Annotated in this window: 20 protein-coding genes; 8 read left to right on the forward strand and 12 right to left on the reverse strand. The window is 36.8% G+C overall.

Going from position 1 to position 16,839, the window contains the following annotated elements:
- Positions 1-138: 138 nt before the first annotated feature.
- The gene (locus ACN6NE_RS27440) at positions 139-1,308 is read right to left on the reverse strand and encodes an MFS transporter (RefSeq protein WP_474328434.1); all 1,170 of its coding nucleotides are present in this window, start codon (positions 1,306-1,308) and stop codon (positions 139-141) included.
- Between the two features lie 358 nt (positions 1,309-1,666).
- Between ACN6NE_RS27440 and ACN6NE_RS27445 the strand changes: the two genes are divergently transcribed.
- On the forward strand, positions 1,667-2,230 hold the full coding sequence (locus ACN6NE_RS27445) for a YitT family protein (protein ID WP_129710460.1): 564 nt from the start codon (positions 1,667-1,669) through the stop codon (positions 2,228-2,230).
- 28 nt (positions 2,231-2,258) lie between these two features.
- Here ACN6NE_RS27445 and ACN6NE_RS27450 read toward each other — a convergent pair whose 3' ends face one another.
- Complete coding sequence (locus ACN6NE_RS27450) at positions 2,259-3,143, reverse strand: diacylglycerol/lipid kinase family protein (RefSeq protein ID WP_164795630.1); 885 nt, start codon at positions 3,141-3,143, stop codon at positions 2,259-2,261.
- Between the two features lie 188 nt (positions 3,144-3,331).
- Between ACN6NE_RS27450 and ACN6NE_RS27455 the strand changes: the two genes are divergently transcribed.
- Complete coding sequence (locus ACN6NE_RS27455) at positions 3,332-3,796, forward strand: DUF4306 domain-containing protein (RefSeq protein WP_223260182.1); 465 nt, start codon at positions 3,332-3,334, stop codon at positions 3,794-3,796.
- 55 nt (positions 3,797-3,851) lie between these two features.
- Here the strand turns inward: ACN6NE_RS27455 and ACN6NE_RS27460 are convergent, their stop codons facing one another.
- Positions 3,852-4,955 (reverse strand): citrate synthase/methylcitrate synthase, encoded by a 1,104-nt coding sequence (locus tag ACN6NE_RS27460; RefSeq protein ID WP_129710462.1) that lies wholly within the window; start codon positions 4,953-4,955, stop codon positions 3,852-3,854.
- Positions 4,956-5,365: 410 nt separating this feature from the next.
- On the opposite strand from ACN6NE_RS27460, the gene ACN6NE_RS27465 reads away from it, so the two are divergent.
- Complete coding sequence (locus tag ACN6NE_RS27465) at positions 5,366-6,280, forward strand: LysR family transcriptional regulator (protein WP_013083830.1); 915 nt, start codon at positions 5,366-5,368, stop codon at positions 6,278-6,280.
- Between the two features lie 113 nt (positions 6,281-6,393).
- Here ACN6NE_RS27465 and ACN6NE_RS27470 read toward each other — a convergent pair whose 3' ends face one another.
- Complete coding sequence (locus ACN6NE_RS27470; protein ID WP_474328438.1) at positions 6,394-7,311, reverse strand: DMT family transporter; 918 nt, start codon at positions 7,309-7,311, stop codon at positions 6,394-6,396.
- Between the two features lie 144 nt (positions 7,312-7,455).
- Between ACN6NE_RS27470 and pdxR the strand changes: the two genes are divergently transcribed.
- A complete protein-coding gene (gene pdxR, locus ACN6NE_RS27475) occupies positions 7,456-8,889 on the forward strand; it encodes a MocR-like pyridoxine biosynthesis transcription factor PdxR (RefSeq protein WP_129710464.1) in 1,434 nt (477 codons plus the stop codon).
- 85 nt (positions 8,890-8,974) lie between these two features.
- Here the strand turns inward: pdxR and ACN6NE_RS27480 are convergent, their stop codons facing one another.
- From ACN6NE_RS27480 to ACN6NE_RS27490, 3 genes are all read right to left on the reverse strand, one after another.
- Positions 8,975-9,799: an STAS domain-containing protein gene (locus ACN6NE_RS27480; protein WP_129710465.1), complete on the reverse strand. Its 825-nt coding sequence runs from the start codon at positions 9,797-9,799 to the stop codon at positions 8,975-8,977.
- On the reverse strand, positions 9,786-10,451 hold the full coding sequence (locus tag ACN6NE_RS27485; RefSeq protein ID WP_129710466.1) for a cobalamin B12-binding domain-containing protein: 666 nt from the start codon (positions 10,449-10,451) through the stop codon (positions 9,786-9,788). The genes ACN6NE_RS27480 and ACN6NE_RS27485 overlap by 14 nt, the downstream gene beginning before the upstream one ends.
- 354 nt (positions 10,452-10,805) lie before the next feature.
- Entirely contained in the window at positions 10,806-11,069 is a 264-nt protein-coding gene (locus tag ACN6NE_RS27490; RefSeq protein WP_129710467.1) for a hypothetical protein, read from the reverse strand.
- A 152-nt stretch (positions 11,070-11,221) separates the two neighbouring features.
- Between ACN6NE_RS27490 and ytvA the strand changes: the two genes are divergently transcribed.
- Together ytvA and ACN6NE_RS27500 are read left to right on the forward strand one after the other, a co-directional pair.
- Positions 11,222-12,004, forward strand: coding sequence for a YtvA family blue-light photoreceptor (ytvA, locus tag ACN6NE_RS27495; protein ID WP_474328442.1), 783 nt, complete (start codon positions 11,222-11,224; stop codon positions 12,002-12,004).
- A 238-nt stretch (positions 12,005-12,242) separates the two neighbouring features.
- The gene (locus ACN6NE_RS27500) at positions 12,243-13,076 is read left to right on the forward strand and encodes an STAS domain-containing protein (RefSeq protein WP_474328443.1); all 834 of its coding nucleotides are present in this window, start codon (positions 12,243-12,245) and stop codon (positions 13,074-13,076) included.
- A gap of 36 nt (positions 13,077-13,112) precedes the next feature.
- Here the strand turns inward: ACN6NE_RS27500 and ACN6NE_RS27505 are convergent, their stop codons facing one another.
- From ACN6NE_RS27505 to ACN6NE_RS27520, 4 genes are all read right to left on the reverse strand, one after another.
- Positions 13,113-13,589, reverse strand: a complete 477-nt coding sequence (locus tag ACN6NE_RS27505; RefSeq protein WP_129710469.1) for a hypothetical protein — start codon at positions 13,587-13,589, stop codon at positions 13,113-13,115.
- 137 nt (positions 13,590-13,726) lie between these two features.
- A complete protein-coding gene (locus tag ACN6NE_RS27510) occupies positions 13,727-14,203 on the reverse strand; it encodes a hypothetical protein (protein ID WP_014459392.1) in 477 nt (158 codons plus the stop codon).
- Between the two features lie 142 nt (positions 14,204-14,345).
- Positions 14,346-14,735 (reverse strand): GNAT family N-acetyltransferase, encoded by a 390-nt coding sequence (locus ACN6NE_RS27515; RefSeq protein ID WP_474328446.1) that lies wholly within the window; start codon positions 14,733-14,735, stop codon positions 14,346-14,348.
- Between the two features lie 38 nt (positions 14,736-14,773).
- The gene (locus tag ACN6NE_RS27520) at positions 14,774-15,106 is read right to left on the reverse strand and encodes a hypothetical protein (protein WP_474328448.1); all 333 of its coding nucleotides are present in this window, start codon (positions 15,104-15,106) and stop codon (positions 14,774-14,776) included.
- A 197-nt stretch (positions 15,107-15,303) separates the two neighbouring features.
- Between ACN6NE_RS27520 and ACN6NE_RS27525 the strand changes: the two genes are divergently transcribed.
- Positions 15,304-15,567 (forward strand): GlsB/YeaQ/YmgE family stress response membrane protein, encoded by a 264-nt coding sequence (locus tag ACN6NE_RS27525; RefSeq protein WP_013057762.1) that lies wholly within the window; start codon positions 15,304-15,306, stop codon positions 15,565-15,567.
- A gap of 158 nt (positions 15,568-15,725) precedes the next feature.
- Positions 15,726-15,911, forward strand: coding sequence for an aspartyl-phosphate phosphatase Spo0E family protein (locus tag ACN6NE_RS27530; protein ID WP_129710471.1), 186 nt, complete (start codon positions 15,726-15,728; stop codon positions 15,909-15,911).
- 43 nt (positions 15,912-15,954) lie between these two features.
- On the opposite strand, the gene ACN6NE_RS27535 is transcribed toward ACN6NE_RS27530, so the two are convergent.
- On the reverse strand, positions 15,955-16,770 hold the full coding sequence (locus ACN6NE_RS27535) for an STAS domain-containing protein (protein WP_129710472.1): 816 nt from the start codon (positions 16,768-16,770) through the stop codon (positions 15,955-15,957).
- Positions 16,771-16,839 lie beyond the last annotated feature (69 nt).

The following is a 16,839-nucleotide window of genomic DNA, read 5'->3' on the forward strand; positions in this document are numbered from 1 at the left end:
TACTTTTTTTCCTTTCGTTTTCGTGAAAAGCTCCCTACTTTTACACAAGGGGTATTTGAAGCAAACAACTTTATACGGCTTATGGTTGAGGAGAGAAAATACGATGTTTTAAAAAAAGGTTGCAAATAGCAACCTTTTTTAGTTAGCAAGCGCATAATTCCGTAAGAATAAACCTACACAGCCGCTGATTACAATCAGTCCTCCTGCTGTTAGAAACGCCGCTGTCACATTTAGCGAAGCAACAGCTCCAAGAAGCAGCACAGAAAGTCCAAACGTCACATATGAAACGCTCAGCGTAGCGGAAAGTATCTTAGAAAGCTTTTCTAAAGGAACGGCCATTTGTGTAAGCGTGTAAGAACACGTAGCGCTTATTTGAAGAGCAACGCCAATAGCAAAACTAAGTAAAAGTGAAAGAAAAGGAGCAGACATCACTCCGAACAATAATGTAAAGAAACCTGATAAAAGACTGCCTAATGTTACGATATGATAAAGACTTTTCTCTTGTTCAACTGAAATCTTCAACAAAACGAAACCTCCAAGCACCGTTCCAACAAAAAAACTGCTGTTGATATATCCCCACCAAGCTTCATTTTTATTTAATATCTCTTTCACAAACACGTAGACAATTGCTGATGCCCAAACGCCGGCAGCCATCCCCTCTAAAACCTCCATGACTAATAAAACCCGCAGGCGCGGATAATGCCAAATTAGCTTCCATCCCTCTTTTAACCCTTGTTTTTGCTTCGTTTTAGAAGAATGAACGTTAATGCGAATGGCCTGCATAAATACGATTGACAAACTGAATAACGAAAATGACAGCCATAAAAGGCCAGTAGCATCCCAGCTAATGATCAGAAAGCTTCCAAGCGGATAGGCTGCAATTTGAATCGTTTGATCGGTGACATTAAACATACTGTTCCATTTCAACAGCTTCTCTTTATCTACTAAATGAGGAAGCATAGAGCTTTGAACCGGAGCTGCCCACCCATCGAAAAAAGCAATAAACGCCACGCAGCACAGCATGCTGATAAGCGACATATGCCACAAGAAAAACATAGACAAAACACTGGTTTTTAACAGCTGAGACACAACAAGAATACGCTTAGCCCTGTAGCGATCTATAAGAAAAGGCACAGTAAAACTGCTCAAAAACTTAGCAGCCGTAATGGTAAACGGAATGCATGAAAGCAGCACAGGAGAACTATTTTGAGCATAAAGAATACTGATTAACGCAACAATATATAATACATCTGCTAAATTGGCTTGGCTTTGACCAAACCATAAAAAAAGTACGGAACGATTTTCCACGACAATCCCTCTTTCTTTTTAGTATGACTGAAAAGAAAGAGAATCCTACACATAATCAACCCCTTTATATAGCGGCTCGCTTTTATCGACTTATTACAATCATATGCTTTTTGCCAAACACAACTTTTTTATATATTAAAAATACAAACAGTTAAACAGTATCGTAAAAAATCAAGAAATTGTCGTGAAAACGAAGTTAGATTAACTATAGAATATCAGAGTTATAGAATCAATACTTTTTACATAATTTTCATTTTTCTTCTTTTTACTTCTAAATAACCTAAGCCTGCCATATACATAGATGGACGAGTACTCCTATTAAAATTTAACGTATAGGGTGAGGAATATTTTTTCGAGAGTGGTTTCGATTTGCTGTGGCAGCTTATTAATTGGACTAGGGCTAAACGGATTTATTGCTCCGTATCACTTACTAGACGGTGGACTTATAGGATTTGGGCTTATCGTATATTATGTGTTTGGAACTCCTATCGGACTGTCCATTTTCTTTTTGAACGTACCTGTCTATTTATATGCTTTTTTTCGTCATCGTCAAAACTTTTTTTATGGAAGTATAGGTTTATTTGTTTCTTTTTTTATGACAGAATGGCTGTCTATTCTCGAAGGCACGCTAGAGCTTCCTTTGCTTTTTAGCTCACTGCTTGGAGGCGCACTCGTAGGAATGGGAATAGGACTGATGCTTCGCTACGGCATTAGTTCGGACGGGCTTGATTTAATTGCTATTATTGTATCGAAAAAATGGAAAATCAATATAGGAATAACCATTTTTATCTTAGACAGTACGATTATGATAGTGGGCTTACATATTATCGGATTTAATGCTTTTTGCTACTCCATGCTTGTTATTACAATGAGCAGCATAATGATTATGCTTTTTACTTCTCCGCGATGGCTGTCTTCATAAAAAAAATGCTGGAAGTTCCAGCGTTTTTTTATCCGTTTCCGACTATCATATTTATGTGATTGTGGAGAACCGTAATCGTTGAAGGTGTTGTCGTTTCTTTTTCTCCATCACAATCTACTGTTTTTTCAGGAGTAGTTTCGATATGGACTTCTTTTGCACGAAAATGCATAAGGTTGCTTTCAGGGTTAAGCTGTTCCTCATCAGGGCTTGTTTGTAACCATGCCATAACCGGCTCGATTCCCATTTCTTTAATAACAAATACATCTAATAATCCGTCTTGAAATGAGCTGTTTCCTAGCATAGCGCGAGTTCCTCCTAAAAAAGGACCGTTTCCAATTAACACCATAACAGCTTCTCCTTCATAGGAAGCTTTTTCACTCGTCATTTTTAGTTGAAAAGGCTCTGCTTGATTTAAAGTTCTACCTACGCTCATGTAGTAAGAGAGCTTACCAAATTTCTCTTTATTTTCTTCTAAAATATTTTCAGATACATCAGCTACGAGGCCGATTCCCCAAAAGTTTAAAAAATAATCTTCGCCATGTTTTCCAACATCCACTGCCTCCGTCTGCTTTTCTATAATTTGCTCCACTGCTTTTAAAGGATTTTGATTCATTCCAATTGCACGCGAAAAGTCGTTGCACGTTCCACCAGGTAAAATAGCAAATGCAGGACGTTGCTGCAGCGGAGCAAGAGCATTGATGAGTTCATAAATTGTCCCGTCTCCTCCTGCTCCAATAATGACATCCGCTTTGCCTTCCAATTTTCTTACCAGATCGGCACCCTCTCCAGGTTGCTCTGTTTTATATAAAGTAACCGTCTCAAATGCAGTGTTTAACCGATCACATATAAAGTCAATTTCATTTACTAATTTTTTGTTTCCAGCGTTTGGATTCAAAATCACTGCTGCCTTCATCTTTCTCTCTCCTCTATTCATATCTTCCGTTTCACCTTTTTTCCCTTTCTTTTTAAAAAACAAACCTTTTCAAATATGAACGTTTTATGAAACCATTCCAATAGTACTTTTTTTACTTTCAAAACCTGCTATAATAATTTTCGGACTTGTATTAACAAAAGATGGTTATTGAGAGGAGCTTTCTATACGTGTCAATAAAATGCATGACGCAGCTATTTGCAAGTTGTTTTGTTTTTTTACTTTCCTCAGTCGCTACTTGGTATAACGGCTCTTCGATGCTTGAAGGACCTTTATCAGCTAGTTTGACCGGAGGGCTAACAAAGTCCTCGGCGGTTCATCACTATTCTCACATCGATTATTTGTTATATACAATTAAATTCCACCCTCAGTTTCCAATTATGATGATGGTGAGCGGAATTTATTTGATTGTATTACTATCTATCATTGGCTTCAAAAAGCGGTATGGATTGATTAGCTCCTGCTGTTTATGTATCACAGCTCTCTTATGCTACAGCAGCTATAAACTTTCACATACCCCTACCGAAGGTGAGCACGCCATGATTACCTCTAGCTTAGCTGCAGCAAGTTTATGCTTAGCAGTCGGATTATTCTATTTATTAAAGCGATTTTATTCTCAAAAAGAATATATTTAACCATATGAAAAAAACGTCGGATCTACCGACGTTTTTTATGTGAAACCGAGTTTGTTTATTGATTTTGTTCAACTGGCGTATAACCTATATACGCAGACTGAGGTCGGTAAATACGATTATTTTCTGACTGCTCTACGACATGAGCTGTCCAGCCAACTACACGGCTTGCTGTGAAGGTTGGTGTGAATAGTTCAGACGGAAGCTCAACCGCTTTCATAACCGCTGCAGCGAAATATTCTACATTGGTATAAATGCCTCGACCCGGCTTGTATTCATTGAGTAATTCAATGGTTTTATCTTCAATTTTAACAATTAAATCAAATAGCCCGTTGTCTCCTGAGATTTGTTTCGATACTTCTTTTAATGCTTCTGCTCTTGGATCATGTGTACGATAAACGCGATGACCAAATCCCATGATTTTCTCTTTATTATCTAATTTTTTACGAACCCAAGGCTCAATATTCTCTTCACTTCCAATTTCATCAAACATGGTAATAACACCAGAAGGAGCTCCTCCGTGAAGCGGACCTTTCATCGCGCCAATTGCTCCGCAAATAGCTGAAACCATGTCAGATTCGGTAGATGAAATAACGCGTGATGAGAAGGTTGAGGCGTTCATCCCATGCTCAATTGTCAAAACAAAATATGCGTTCAGCGCAGTAACCAAACTTTGATCTGGAATTTCTCCGTTAATCATGTATAAATAGTTGGCTACATGATCCAAATGCTCGTTAGGCTCTACTACTTCTAAATCATTCATTTTACGATACCAATAGGCAATAATGGTAGGTGTGACCGCTGTAATCGCAAGCGCCTGCTCTTTTGTAGGAGGCCAGCTGTATGAAGGGTCTCCTAAAGCTGAGATACATGTGCGAAGCGCGCTCATCACTTCTGTATCTTTTGGCAAACAGTCCATTAACGCAACAATGTTAGCCGGAAGCGTACGATAAGTCACCATTTTTTGTTTAAATGCTTTTAACTCATCATGATTTGGCAGCGTGCCGTTCCAAATTAAATAGGAAACTTCTTCAAAAGAATAATTGATCGCCAAATCTTTTGCCCAATATCCGCGATAAATCAGCTGACCTTTCTCTCCATCAACATGCCCTACTTTTGTTTCAGCTGCAACGATTCCTTCTAGTCCTTTAACGTATGTCATCTCAACCACTCCCCCAATTATTTTTAACAAACCGGCCCTTTTTTCTATGTACGGCTCGTTTGCAGAATGAATAGACTCACCTTAGTGGTGCACTATACCATTTTATTCCTCTTTCTTAATTGTCAGAACAGTATACAAAATGAACATTTCAACACGTGTTATTTCTGCGCTCGCGGCTTTGTTTTACGGGAGAAAAAAATATTTTTCTAGGATTTTCTTCGAGGGTTCTTTTTTTGTTAACGCTTACAAATATGCGGGTTTCTAACGTATTTAGAGGAATTTTATGTGCTATTTTTAGATGAATCACTATTCACTTCCTTATGTAAGAGTTTACATTTATTTGAATCATAAGTAAAATAGATAAATAGAATAAATAGTATGAAAACTAAGAATACTAGTGAGGAGAATTTATGGATATTCGAGAACTGCAACATTTCATGGAAGTAGTTAATCAAAAAAGTTTCACGAAAGCAGCAGCTGCAATTCATTTGTCTCAGCCAGCATTAAGTAAAATTGTAAAAAAACTAGAAGAAGAACTCGGCGTAGATCTTTTTGATCGCTCTACTCGAAAACTGACGTTAACCGATGCAGGACAGATTGTGTATGGGCAAAGCCAAAAGCTGGTATCCACTCTTCACGAGCTGCATGCTCTGTTAGATGATTTACGGAATCTGCCTACAGGAGATATTAAAGTAGGAATTCCTCCTTTAGTAGGGACTGTTGTTTTCCCGATGATTGCAAAAAACTTTACATCAAAACATCCTCAGGTGAAATTAGAGCTTGTGGAGCTTGGCGCAAAGCGAATTGTCGAACTTGTAGAAAACGAACAAGTAGACCTTGGCATTATCGTGTTGCCTATTCAAAACCCTCTTTTTCACGTCTATCCGTTTATTGAAGAAGAGTTTAATTTATACATTCATCATGAGCATCCCCTGGCAGCTAAATCAATCGTTGCTTTGAGCGAGCTTAGAGAAGAACCGTTTGTCCTGTTCAGCAAAGATTTCTCTCTTCATGATCGCATTATTCATGAGTGCATTCAAGCGGGTTTTCATCCAAAAATAGCATACGAAAGTTCTCAATGGGATTTAATTATTGAACTAGTCGCTTCTGAATTAGGTATTGCAATTTTACCAAAGTCCGTGTTTCCAAAGATCAATAACCCTTTTATTAAAAGTATTCCAATTGCCGCACCTACTCCAATGTGGGAGCTCGGCATCATTTTGAAAAAAGATCGCTATATGTCATATGCTACACGGGAACTTTTATCCTTTCTCGTAGACCAAGATATCATTTTACCGTCTCATACGATGTCAGCGAACTCTTAACAAAAAAGCCTCTTCTTTCATTAGGAAGAGGCTTTTAGTCATCTTTGATATCTTTCTTCAATCTTTTTTGTCTTGCGATCAACTAAAAACAAGTCAGCAAATGGCGACTTGTTTTACAGCTGCTTTTTGAATAGCACACTTTTTTTAAAATGTACTCCCAAAGCTTCACGGTTGGCCATAAACACTCCTATTAAAATAAGAAGGCCTCCGCCAATAATAGAAGGCGTGATAGCTTCATTTAAGACTACATAACCGATTAACATCGCGATTAAAGGAGATACATACAACCAAGTAGATGGAAAAACCGGATTTGTTTGGGCGATTAGCCAATAATATAAGCCGTGTCCAGCAATTGAACCAACAAAAATTAAATATACAATAGACCATACTGCGTTCCGAGGCATAATAGTTGAAACATGAATCTGCTCTGTACATAAAGATAGCACCAGTAGAAATATTCCCCCGTAAAACATTTGAATACCGTTAATTAAAAACGGTGACACTTTTTTTAGTTCATTTAACAAAACTTTCGAATAATTGCTGCCTATGCCGTAAAATACCTCTCCTACTATGATAATGATACACCCTAACGTCCACGAATAAGACATATTGGCTGTCACATTTGGAAGTGAAATGCAAATAACACCGATAAAAGCCAGAAGCAAAGCGAATAACTGCTCTTTTTTTAATTCCATTTTTCTTTGCATCACTTGGATAAGCAATATCATCATTGGGCCAGTAGCAGATAAAACAGCTGCAAGACCCGATGTCACATGTTGTTCTGCCCAATAGAGCGTTGAAAATGTCATAAAGGTCAAACAAAACCCTACCATCATCACTTTTTTTGAAAATAATAACGAGTGTCGAACGTCTTTTTTATATGCAAAGTACGAGATTACTAAAATTCCTGCTAAAAGAAAGCGAGTTCCAGCTGAGAAAAGTGGAGGCATTCCTGCTTCAATCCCTAATTTAATAGTTAAAAATGTCGTGCCAAAAATAAAACAGATAAGTACGTAATTAATAATAATCATATATCTTCCTCCTTTAAACATGCCACGAGTATAAAAGAAAGGAAGTATAACAGTAAAACCTTGACTATAACAGTTGCTGTTTTTCCAGTTGCGCCCATGCTTATTTTGAGGTTAACTAAAGAAAAAGAATAGTTAGGTGACACAATGAGATTTAATGTACATAAAAAATCTTCTACCCCCATTTATCAGCAAATCTATGAGCAAATTCGTTATCGCATCCAAACGAGCATGATAAAACCTGGTGATCAGCTCCCTTCTTTACGCAAGCTATCACAAGAGTTAGAAATAAGCTTATTAACGGTACGAAAATCGTATCAGCTCTTACAAAAATCAGGATTAATCGTAATACAGTCAGGAAAAGGAGCTTTTGTTAAAGGGGTTACTAAACGTTCTTCCACGGTATTAAATAATTTTTCATGGCAAGATGAATTAAACGTAAATATCACGCGCTCTCAGTATAGCTTAAATCGTGATCGTAAATATTATGATTTCTCGCAGGCTATTCTTTTCCCTCGTCTCCTTCCTAATCAGTTTTTAGCGCAAGAAATGCAAAGTCTGTTACGTACCAATGAGCTTGTTTTAGCCACATACGGTCCAATTCAAGGAGATCGTGAGCTTCGCATAGAGTTTTGTTCTTATTTACAGAGAGAGCAAGGAATAAAAGCTGATCCTCATGAAATTATGATTACAAGTGGCGCTCAGCAAGGTATTGATTTAATTGCTCAAACGCTTTTAAAGCCAGGGGATACGGTTATAGTAGAGAGTCCATGCTACGGAGCTGCAATTGATGTCTTCACCAATAAAGGTGTTAACGTCATTTCAATTGAACTAGATGAAGAAGGAATACAATCTAATTTAGTAGAAGAAGTCTGCCAAAAAATAAAGCCTTCGCTTTTGTACGTGAACCCTTCTTTTCAAAACCCTACAGGTATACTAATGAGCAGACAGCGCCGCAAAGAACTAGTTGATTTGGCCGAATTGTATCACTTTTTTATTGTTGAAGATGATTCGTTTGGAGAGATTTATTTCGATGATATATCGGTGCCTCCGCCGATCAAAACGTTTGATAAAAATGGGCATGTTTTGTTCTTGAAGGGGTTTAGTAAAACTTTGGCTCCAGGACTTCGAATTGGATTACTTTATGCACAAGGTTCTGTATTTGATTGGCTATATGCGGTTAAAGCACTGATGGATATTGGTAGTCCCTTGCTAACTCAAAAAGCCGTGCTAGCTTTTTTACGCACTGAGCGAATGAAACATCACATGGAAAAACTGAGGACCGCTTTGCAACTGAGAAGAGATCATGCAAGCGACCTGCTTTCGTCTCTTTCCGAATCCGTTCAATTCCAAGTTCCTAAAGGAGGATTCAACTTATGGTTAAAACTGCCTCAAAAAGTAAACACATTTGGGTTATTAAAAAAAGCCCAGGAGCACAATATCTGCTTTTTACCTGGTGAGGCTTGTTTTGTTCACAAACCGCTTCATGCTTACATTCGAATAAGCTATTCCCTCCTTAGTGATACTGATTTGAACACAGGACTTCAACGTCTTAACGCCATTCTTTCAGCTGAAATATAAAAAGATTCTTTAATAGATGTTTAATTATAAGAAGAGAAGTGTATACAGAAAGAGGAGAAGAATAACTTTCTTCTCCTCCACTCTTTTAACTTACATTCTTATTCACAGCAATAATTTCACTCAGGTTATTCATATAAATAATTTGATCACCAAACGTTCTATTTTTCAAAGCAGCCGTATGGTGCGGCTTCATGCCAATAATATAGCATGTGATACCCATGAGATAGAAGGACTGCATAAAGCCTGCAAAAGCTTGAATTCCTTCGTTCGTTAATATATCGAGTCCCCCAAAGTCAAATAGAAGCGTGGTGTAATTTCCTTCATGCGCAAAGTTTTGCAAAATGCACGTATTTTCAGCTACAAGATCTGTATCTAAGTCTCCAAAAAGAGGTATAAGTCCTACTTTAGAGGATAGTTTAATAAAAGAGGCGGACAATTGCTTAATTTTTTGTAATGATTTTTCAAGACGTTCTTTTTGTTCAAGCAGTTCAAAATCTGTATCTGCTAATCGTTTCCGATGGTCTTGAACAAGATTCGTTAGCTCTTGTATACGTTCATCTTGGCGAATACAAACTAAATGACCTATATCACTATCCCATTGAATTAAGCATTCAAACAGTGAATAAGGCGAATCATTGGTTGGCATCACAAGCTCTACTTTCTGAATAGCCTGGCCTCGGCTTTGGACAAGCGTTTGCTCATCATGGGGTTCGTCTACCGATAGTTCTCGAGAATCTTTTTGGCGCAAGCTTAAAAACTTTCTCGCCTTTTCTTGACTAAATACGTCTACAAGATCTAAAAAATTAGCTGAAGGCTTAAATAAATGACCTGATTGTTGCGACCATTCCAAAATATTAAATTCAGTATCCACTAAAAAGTAAGGAATTGGAACATATTCAAGCATCGACATTAACTTCCACTCCTTTGTGATAACTGATTAACCAGTTATTTAGTTGGTAAAGATCCGGAATTAGGCTTGTATGCTCAGAACAGTAAGAACGGAAATCAATTTGAGAAACTAAGCGCCCTCCTACCATTACCGTTGGTCTTGGTTCTAATTTGTCCAAAGTTTTGGTATATTCAGCAAGCCTCTCAATATGATAAGGAATGCTGACAGATAATCCTACCATATGCGGCTTCCATTCTATAGCCATTTTCTCAGCGTATTCCAGAGGTAGATTGGCCCCTAAAAAGCGAGTATTCCAACCATGTTCCTCAAACAATAAAGCTACCATCTTTAAACCAATAAAGTGCTGTTCTTGTTCCAAGCATAGAAGCAGTGCCCTTGGAGCGGTGTCTGAAGCGTGTCCCTGAATTTTTTTATAAAAGCGATAGCGAGTTAGCACATAATCACATGTCGTAGTTGCGACGTGCTCATCAGCTACAGAAATGATATTTTCTTCCCACATATCTCCAGTTACTCGCATTGCGGTTGTAATTAAATTTTCATAAATATCTAGGCTGTTCTTTCCTTGGTGGATTTCTTCTAGCACAACTTCCCAAGCGCTGTCTTGATCACCAGCTAATAAATAGCCTACAAATTTTTGTACTTGAGATTTCATTGTTTCACCTCAGTAAACGTAAAGCTTTTAAGAAACTTGACTAAAAGCTTCTCGTCTCTCTTTTTCAAGATCGCCTAAAATGTATACCACTTTTAGACTAACACATGTTGCCAATAGCAACAACCTAAAAATAGAATAATAACTTTTTATTTTACTACACTCAGTAAAATATGACTAGTATTTCTCTAAATATTCTTCTTTCCCTTTTATTTATGAAAAACACCTCGGCATTTTATACCGAGGTGTTTTTCAAGTTGTTATCATTTCGTCGGCTAAAAGAATGTAAGTGCGTCTCTTTCTCTTTTATGCATCTTTCCTTTTTTCCACTTTTAATAGACTTTTAAACATATGTATTTATGACTCTTCTGCTCCAACCATAATACTGATAAGATAGAGCGCTGTCATAACTGAGCCGATTGTATTGCATATCAAATGAATATATTGGCTGGTCGCCATAAACAAGTATAAACTTAGCGACAGCAGCACCATTCCGAACAAAAAAGACCATTTAAATAATGACAGTGGCCGCTTGAACTTTATACGCAAACAAAAAATGAGAATAAAGCCTACTAGCGCCATCACAAAGAAACTAACATTAAATAAATTGATGGTTATCACATTTGTTCACACTCCCTTTGCCCCTGAAACTATTATAACATATTTTTCCTTATCTTCACTCTTTCTCTAGAAGCAAACGCGTCGAAAATTGTTTTTTTGACATGTTTATGTCACAATATTTTTATAAAAATTCCAAGGAATGAGGGAATGCATTGACTACACCTGAAGCTCAAGATTCAAAATGGTCCATTTTAAATAAAGCCCTTCATAGCTCACAATCTGGTATTATCGTGACGGACCCTTCTTTGCCTGATAACCCAATTATTTACCTCAACCAAGGGTTTTCCCTTATGACCGGCTATAAGGAAGAAGAAGTATTAGGGGAAAATTGCCGTTTCCTACAAGGTCCTCTTACAAACCCGCACCACGTTGACGAAATTCGCAGCGCTATCAGCCGCAATCAGTCAATCTCTGTTACAATTGTTAATTATCGAAAAGACGGCTCTTTCTTTCATAATCAGCTAACGATTGACCCGACATATATAGAAGAAGAAGATAAATACTACTTTATTGGTGTTCAAAAAGACGTAACAATAGAGATTACAGCCCAGGAACAGCTACAGCAAGCTTTGGAAGAAGTGAAAAGGCTATCCACCCCTATCGTGCCAATAGAGGAAGGAATCTCTGTTCTTCCATTAATCGGAACGTTAAACGAACGGCGTATAGAAATGCTTTTTAACAGCTTCACCTCTCGTAATACAAGCAGCAAAGATCGTTATTTAATCCTAGACGTCTCAGGGTTAGCGCAATTTAATGATTCTTTCGGCCGTGATATTCTTAATATTTACAATTGGCTGAAGCTCATGGGAACTCAGCTTGTTTTAACAGGAATTTCTCCTAGCATGGCCATACATATGAGCACTATGGAAGATGATATGTCCTTTATTTTAGTCTATCAAAGCATTAAAGATGCTTTACCCAAGCTAAAGCTATAAGCACAAGAAGTGGTTCTTTATGAAAAATAGGTAAAATGCATGAATATGGTAGTTAAAAAATGTTTATTTTTTAATAAATTGGGTTTGAGAGTATACAGTTAGGGAAAACAAGGCGTATAGGAAAATAAATGCGCTTCATAATGGATTTATTTATAAGCATCCTCACTCTAGATCAGGGGATGCTTTTATGCCTTTATTTATAAATCAATTAGACTATACATATATAAGGAGAGTCTTCATGCATAAAAATCAGGACTTATATCATTTTTTCAAAGAACATTCTCTTCAATTAACCGAAGACTGGTACAATCAGCTCGACGATGAAAATGAGTTCTCTGTCTATTCGAGTAAAAATCCAGCAATTGTGAAAGAACTGAGGCAGCAAAATCAAGATTATTTTCAGCATTTATTTGACGTGTTTATAAAGGATGAGGAGTATTTTTTTTCAGATTTTCAGCAGTGGTCGATAGAACTAGCGCGTGATCCAAAGCATTTAAGTACGCCTCTTCACTTTATTATTCGAGAATATTTTAATTCACAAAAAATTGCCGTCAATTACTTAAAGAAGTTTATCTCTTTGCATTCGAATGAGGTAAGTGTAGATAAGATATTTATGTGGTATGACATTATTGTTAAAGCTTTTGATCTATCTATTTATATCTTTATTCAAGAATATCATAAAAATACGCAAGAACAGCTGAACGCTCAGAAAGAGTTAATTAATGAATTAAGTTCTCCTGTCATTATGCTTCAAAACAAAGTTGCACTTCTGCCTCTTGTAGGTGATATTGGAACCGTCAAAAGTCAGTTTATTTTAGAAAATACGCTTCAGCAATGCTCGGAAAAAGGCGTTGAACATTTATGTATTGACCTGCTCGGTGTAGCTACGATTGATACGATGATGGCACAAGAGATTTTTAATTTGGTAAAAGCTCTTCGTTTAATTGGTGTGCAAACAATTTTATCTGGAATTCGACCGGAAATTTCTCAAACTGCCATTCGTTTAGGGCTTTCATTTGAACATGTTAAAACTACTTCTTCTCTTGCACAAGCACTTAATTCTATTAGTTAAGCATATGGCTCTCTATTACAGCATAGAGAGCCATATTTATGGTGTTTCAAATTTTACTGGGGTGTAGTAGACACGCCCGATTAACTTTTTCCCTTTGCTATCTTTCCAATCTGCTACGAGTATATACCGATCACTGCGAGAGGCAGAATCTACTGTAATAGCAGATGTTTTTTTTATGTCCTTTTTTTCTACTATGTTTTCATAAATAGACTGATTGCGAATTTGTTTGTAATAAAGCGCATTAGGTTTTTTACCATCTATTTTAATGGACACTTGACCACCTTGAGAGACGGGAATACTATCTTTCATAACAATTTGTCTAAAATTTTTTCGTTCGCCAAAATCAGCTTCACATTCGGTCCAGCAAAAGAATAAGGGCTTGACGATGGCTTCTTTGCCTTCAGCTATTATTTTTATAGCGGGTGGATAAGGATCTTCAAGCGTTTCAGCTGTAGGAACCTGACATGCGGCTAATGAAAACAAACTAAATAGGATAATCACCACTTTCTTCATACTATGTCCTCCCTTTTTGTAAACGTGGTGCACGTAAGCGAGTGGGTGCATAGTATACTCTTTCGCCTGCAACCAAAAGATTCCTTTTATAATCAACAAAAAAACAGCTGCCTATTTGTTTAGACAGCTGTTTTGTTCTATTTACTTAGCATGCTTATTTCTTTTTTCATATCTTTCTCTACATATTCCATTAAATCAGATACGTAGGTTTGAAGCGGTTTCGTTGCGTCTTTGTGATCATTCATCGTTAATTCATAGATGCTATCGATATTATCAATCATCAGTTCCATATCATCGATGACGCCCGTATGCTTATACATCGTTTTCATCGTAGGATCAAGGGAAGCTAATTCATTATATTCATAGTTTATAGTATTTGAAATATCATCGAGTTCATTGATAAATTGCTTTTTGGTTTTTTTTTCGGCCATCAGCTGATTATACTCTTTAAAAGCAGTTTGAAGGTTTTTCTGAGAGGCAGTCAATACTTTCAGCTGTTCTCGTCCTAAATAATAATCATAAATACTAGTAACAGTAAAATATCCCCCAAATGTGAGCGCGATTCCAACAACCAAACCTATCCAAAACGTGCTCGTTTTAAAAAAATGTTTCATAATGACTCCTTTTATCTGTGTTCTATGTACAACACTAGCTCATGCTGCTGCTTTTTCCTAGGATACACCAAAAACGAAGTGGAAGCTACACTTTTTTAAAAATTTGTCGAATTTTGTCTCTTTTCTCACAAACCGCAGCACATTATGTTCCAACTCTATTTCTCCATCTGTATACATCAAATTCGTTAACCGCTGTAAAACCAAGTTTTTCATAAGCTGGCTTTCCTGCACTTGTAGCATGCAAAATACACGTATCCGCCTGTTTTTTTGCTTCAGTAAGAACTTCCTTCAAATACGCGGTGGCCAGGCCTTTTCTCCTCATATGTCTAGCTGTAGTGATACAATACAAACCCGCTGTACCGTCATAAAAAAAGAGAGACCCAGCTACAGCTGGCCGGTTGTGATAAAGACCCAGATATAACTGATATTGGTCAGCGTGCTGCATAAGCTCCCTAAACCTTTCAAGAAAGTCAGCTTGATATTCTTTTGGTTTTTGATAGCCGTCTATGTATACCGCGATCCATTCTTTCAATTCTGCTTCTGTGTGCACTCGCTTACATTGAAACCCTTTTACTCCTGTATGTATTCTTTTTCTTGAATGTGCTGAATCATTCCGATCCATTTTTCATAAGGAACAAATCCATTTTTATGAAGAACTGGCCCAAGGTTATCATATGAAGATGGACCGACAATCCATAGAGGTTCCTCCCCTTCCCGAGAGCATATTCCTAACGCAGGCTCAATGTGACGGGTTCCTGCATATATACCCCGATTGTAAGGAGATGCAGAAATCCATTTAATTTCTGACGTATCCACCTTCACAGATTTCTTCGTATGCTGGAAATACATCCAGTGCTGAATCAAGTGCTGTTCTACTATCTCGCTTTGATTTTTTATTTTCACTTTATGTCTCCTTTCTCTTCTAAACTATGTTCCTTTTTCTATTATATACTAGTTAGTCTATTTTCTATGACTCTATCGCAGTTCTTAAATCCTTTTACAAGTTTTTTTTATTTTTTTGCTATTCTATGAATAGTTTTCTTTTAAGTGGGGTATTAACCTATATAAGCAATACATCATTAAAAAGGAGGATGATATTTATGTCATTTTTATGGGCACTTATTGTAGGTGGTATTATTGGGTGGCTTGCCGGATTAATTACGGGAAGAGACGTTCCGGGAGGTATTATTGGTAACATTATTGCCGGTTTTATCGGTTCTTGGTTAGGTTCAGCTATCTTTGGAAGTTTCGGACCAGTTGTAGGTGGATTTGCTATTATTCCTGCTATTATCGGATCAATTATTTTAGTGTTAATCGTAAGTTTCATTATGAGAAAAATGCGTGGTAATCATAAACATGCCTAATAAATCATTATATTAGAAAAAGAACCTCTGTTGAAAAAGAGGTTCTTTTTTTATATGAAAGATTCTTAAAATTTACTATTTTTAATTTCATAATATTGAAAAATAAACCTATTAATGTTAATTTAACCATAATCACTATAGAAAAACGAGGAATTAACATGCTGCTTTCAACCCGCTCAAAAGACAAATCCATGTACCAAATACTAATAGAAGAAATCGAACAGACACGAACGTTAATGATTCAAACGGCTGTCCGTGAAGGAATGACAAGTCCTAACACACTTCAAATTAGTCAATCATTAGATACTTTATTAAATAAGCTTCAAATTTTCTTCTACCAATAAAAGCCCATGATATGGTTACATAATCATGGGCTTTTGTGTTGTATTAGTCCGCTTGATTAACGTATTCCACTGCTTGGTGAAGGCTGCTGAAAGTCGTAATGTCAGCTAAATCTAACCCTAAGTTCACCATCGTCTGAGCAATTTCAGCACGAATCCCGCTTAAAACCACTTGAATTCCTAATAATCTTAAAGCACCGATTACTTTAAAAATTTGGTCCGCTACCATCGTATCAATAATTGGAACCGCGTATAAATCAATAATCAACCAATTTAGCTTGTAGTCGCTGCCGTGTTGAAGCGCATTTTCCATTAAAATTTGAGCGCGATTTGTATCTAAATCTCCAACAAGAGGAATCACGCCAATTTCTTTCGTAATGCGTACCACAGGAATTGAAAGTTCATCAATTGCATAGCGAGCCGATTGGATTTTGTTTGCAAAGTCGGTCATATATGATTTACTAACCCAGTGTACGGCCTTATCTACTACTACGTTGAAACGAGAAATAACTTGATAGAAGGCATCAAACGTAAACGTTTCAGCTTTTGCTTCTTCTTTAATAATTTCCCCGATAATATTTCGGTAATAGCTGATTTCTTCTAATGCTACATCCAACGGAAGCTGAAGGACAACGAGTAAATTCGCTACTTCTCTTCCCCATTCCTCAAGCACTTCAAAGTTTTTCGTATCATTTGTTGAGACAGAATCAGCATATATTTGAATTAAATGAATGCGCCACGGTTCTAACTGTTGTTGAATATCTTTTTCTTCATATTGTTTTTGTTTTGAGAACTCTTCTTTTTTTTCTAGAATTAAATTCGTAATGTGTTTAAGCTTTTTATCTAATAATAATGACTCCATATTGTTCTCCCGTTAAGAATTTGTTTACTTAAAATGATATCATAAATACCGTTAAAAAAAGTAAAACTA

This window comes from Priestia sp. 53B2, from assembly GCF_056099005.1.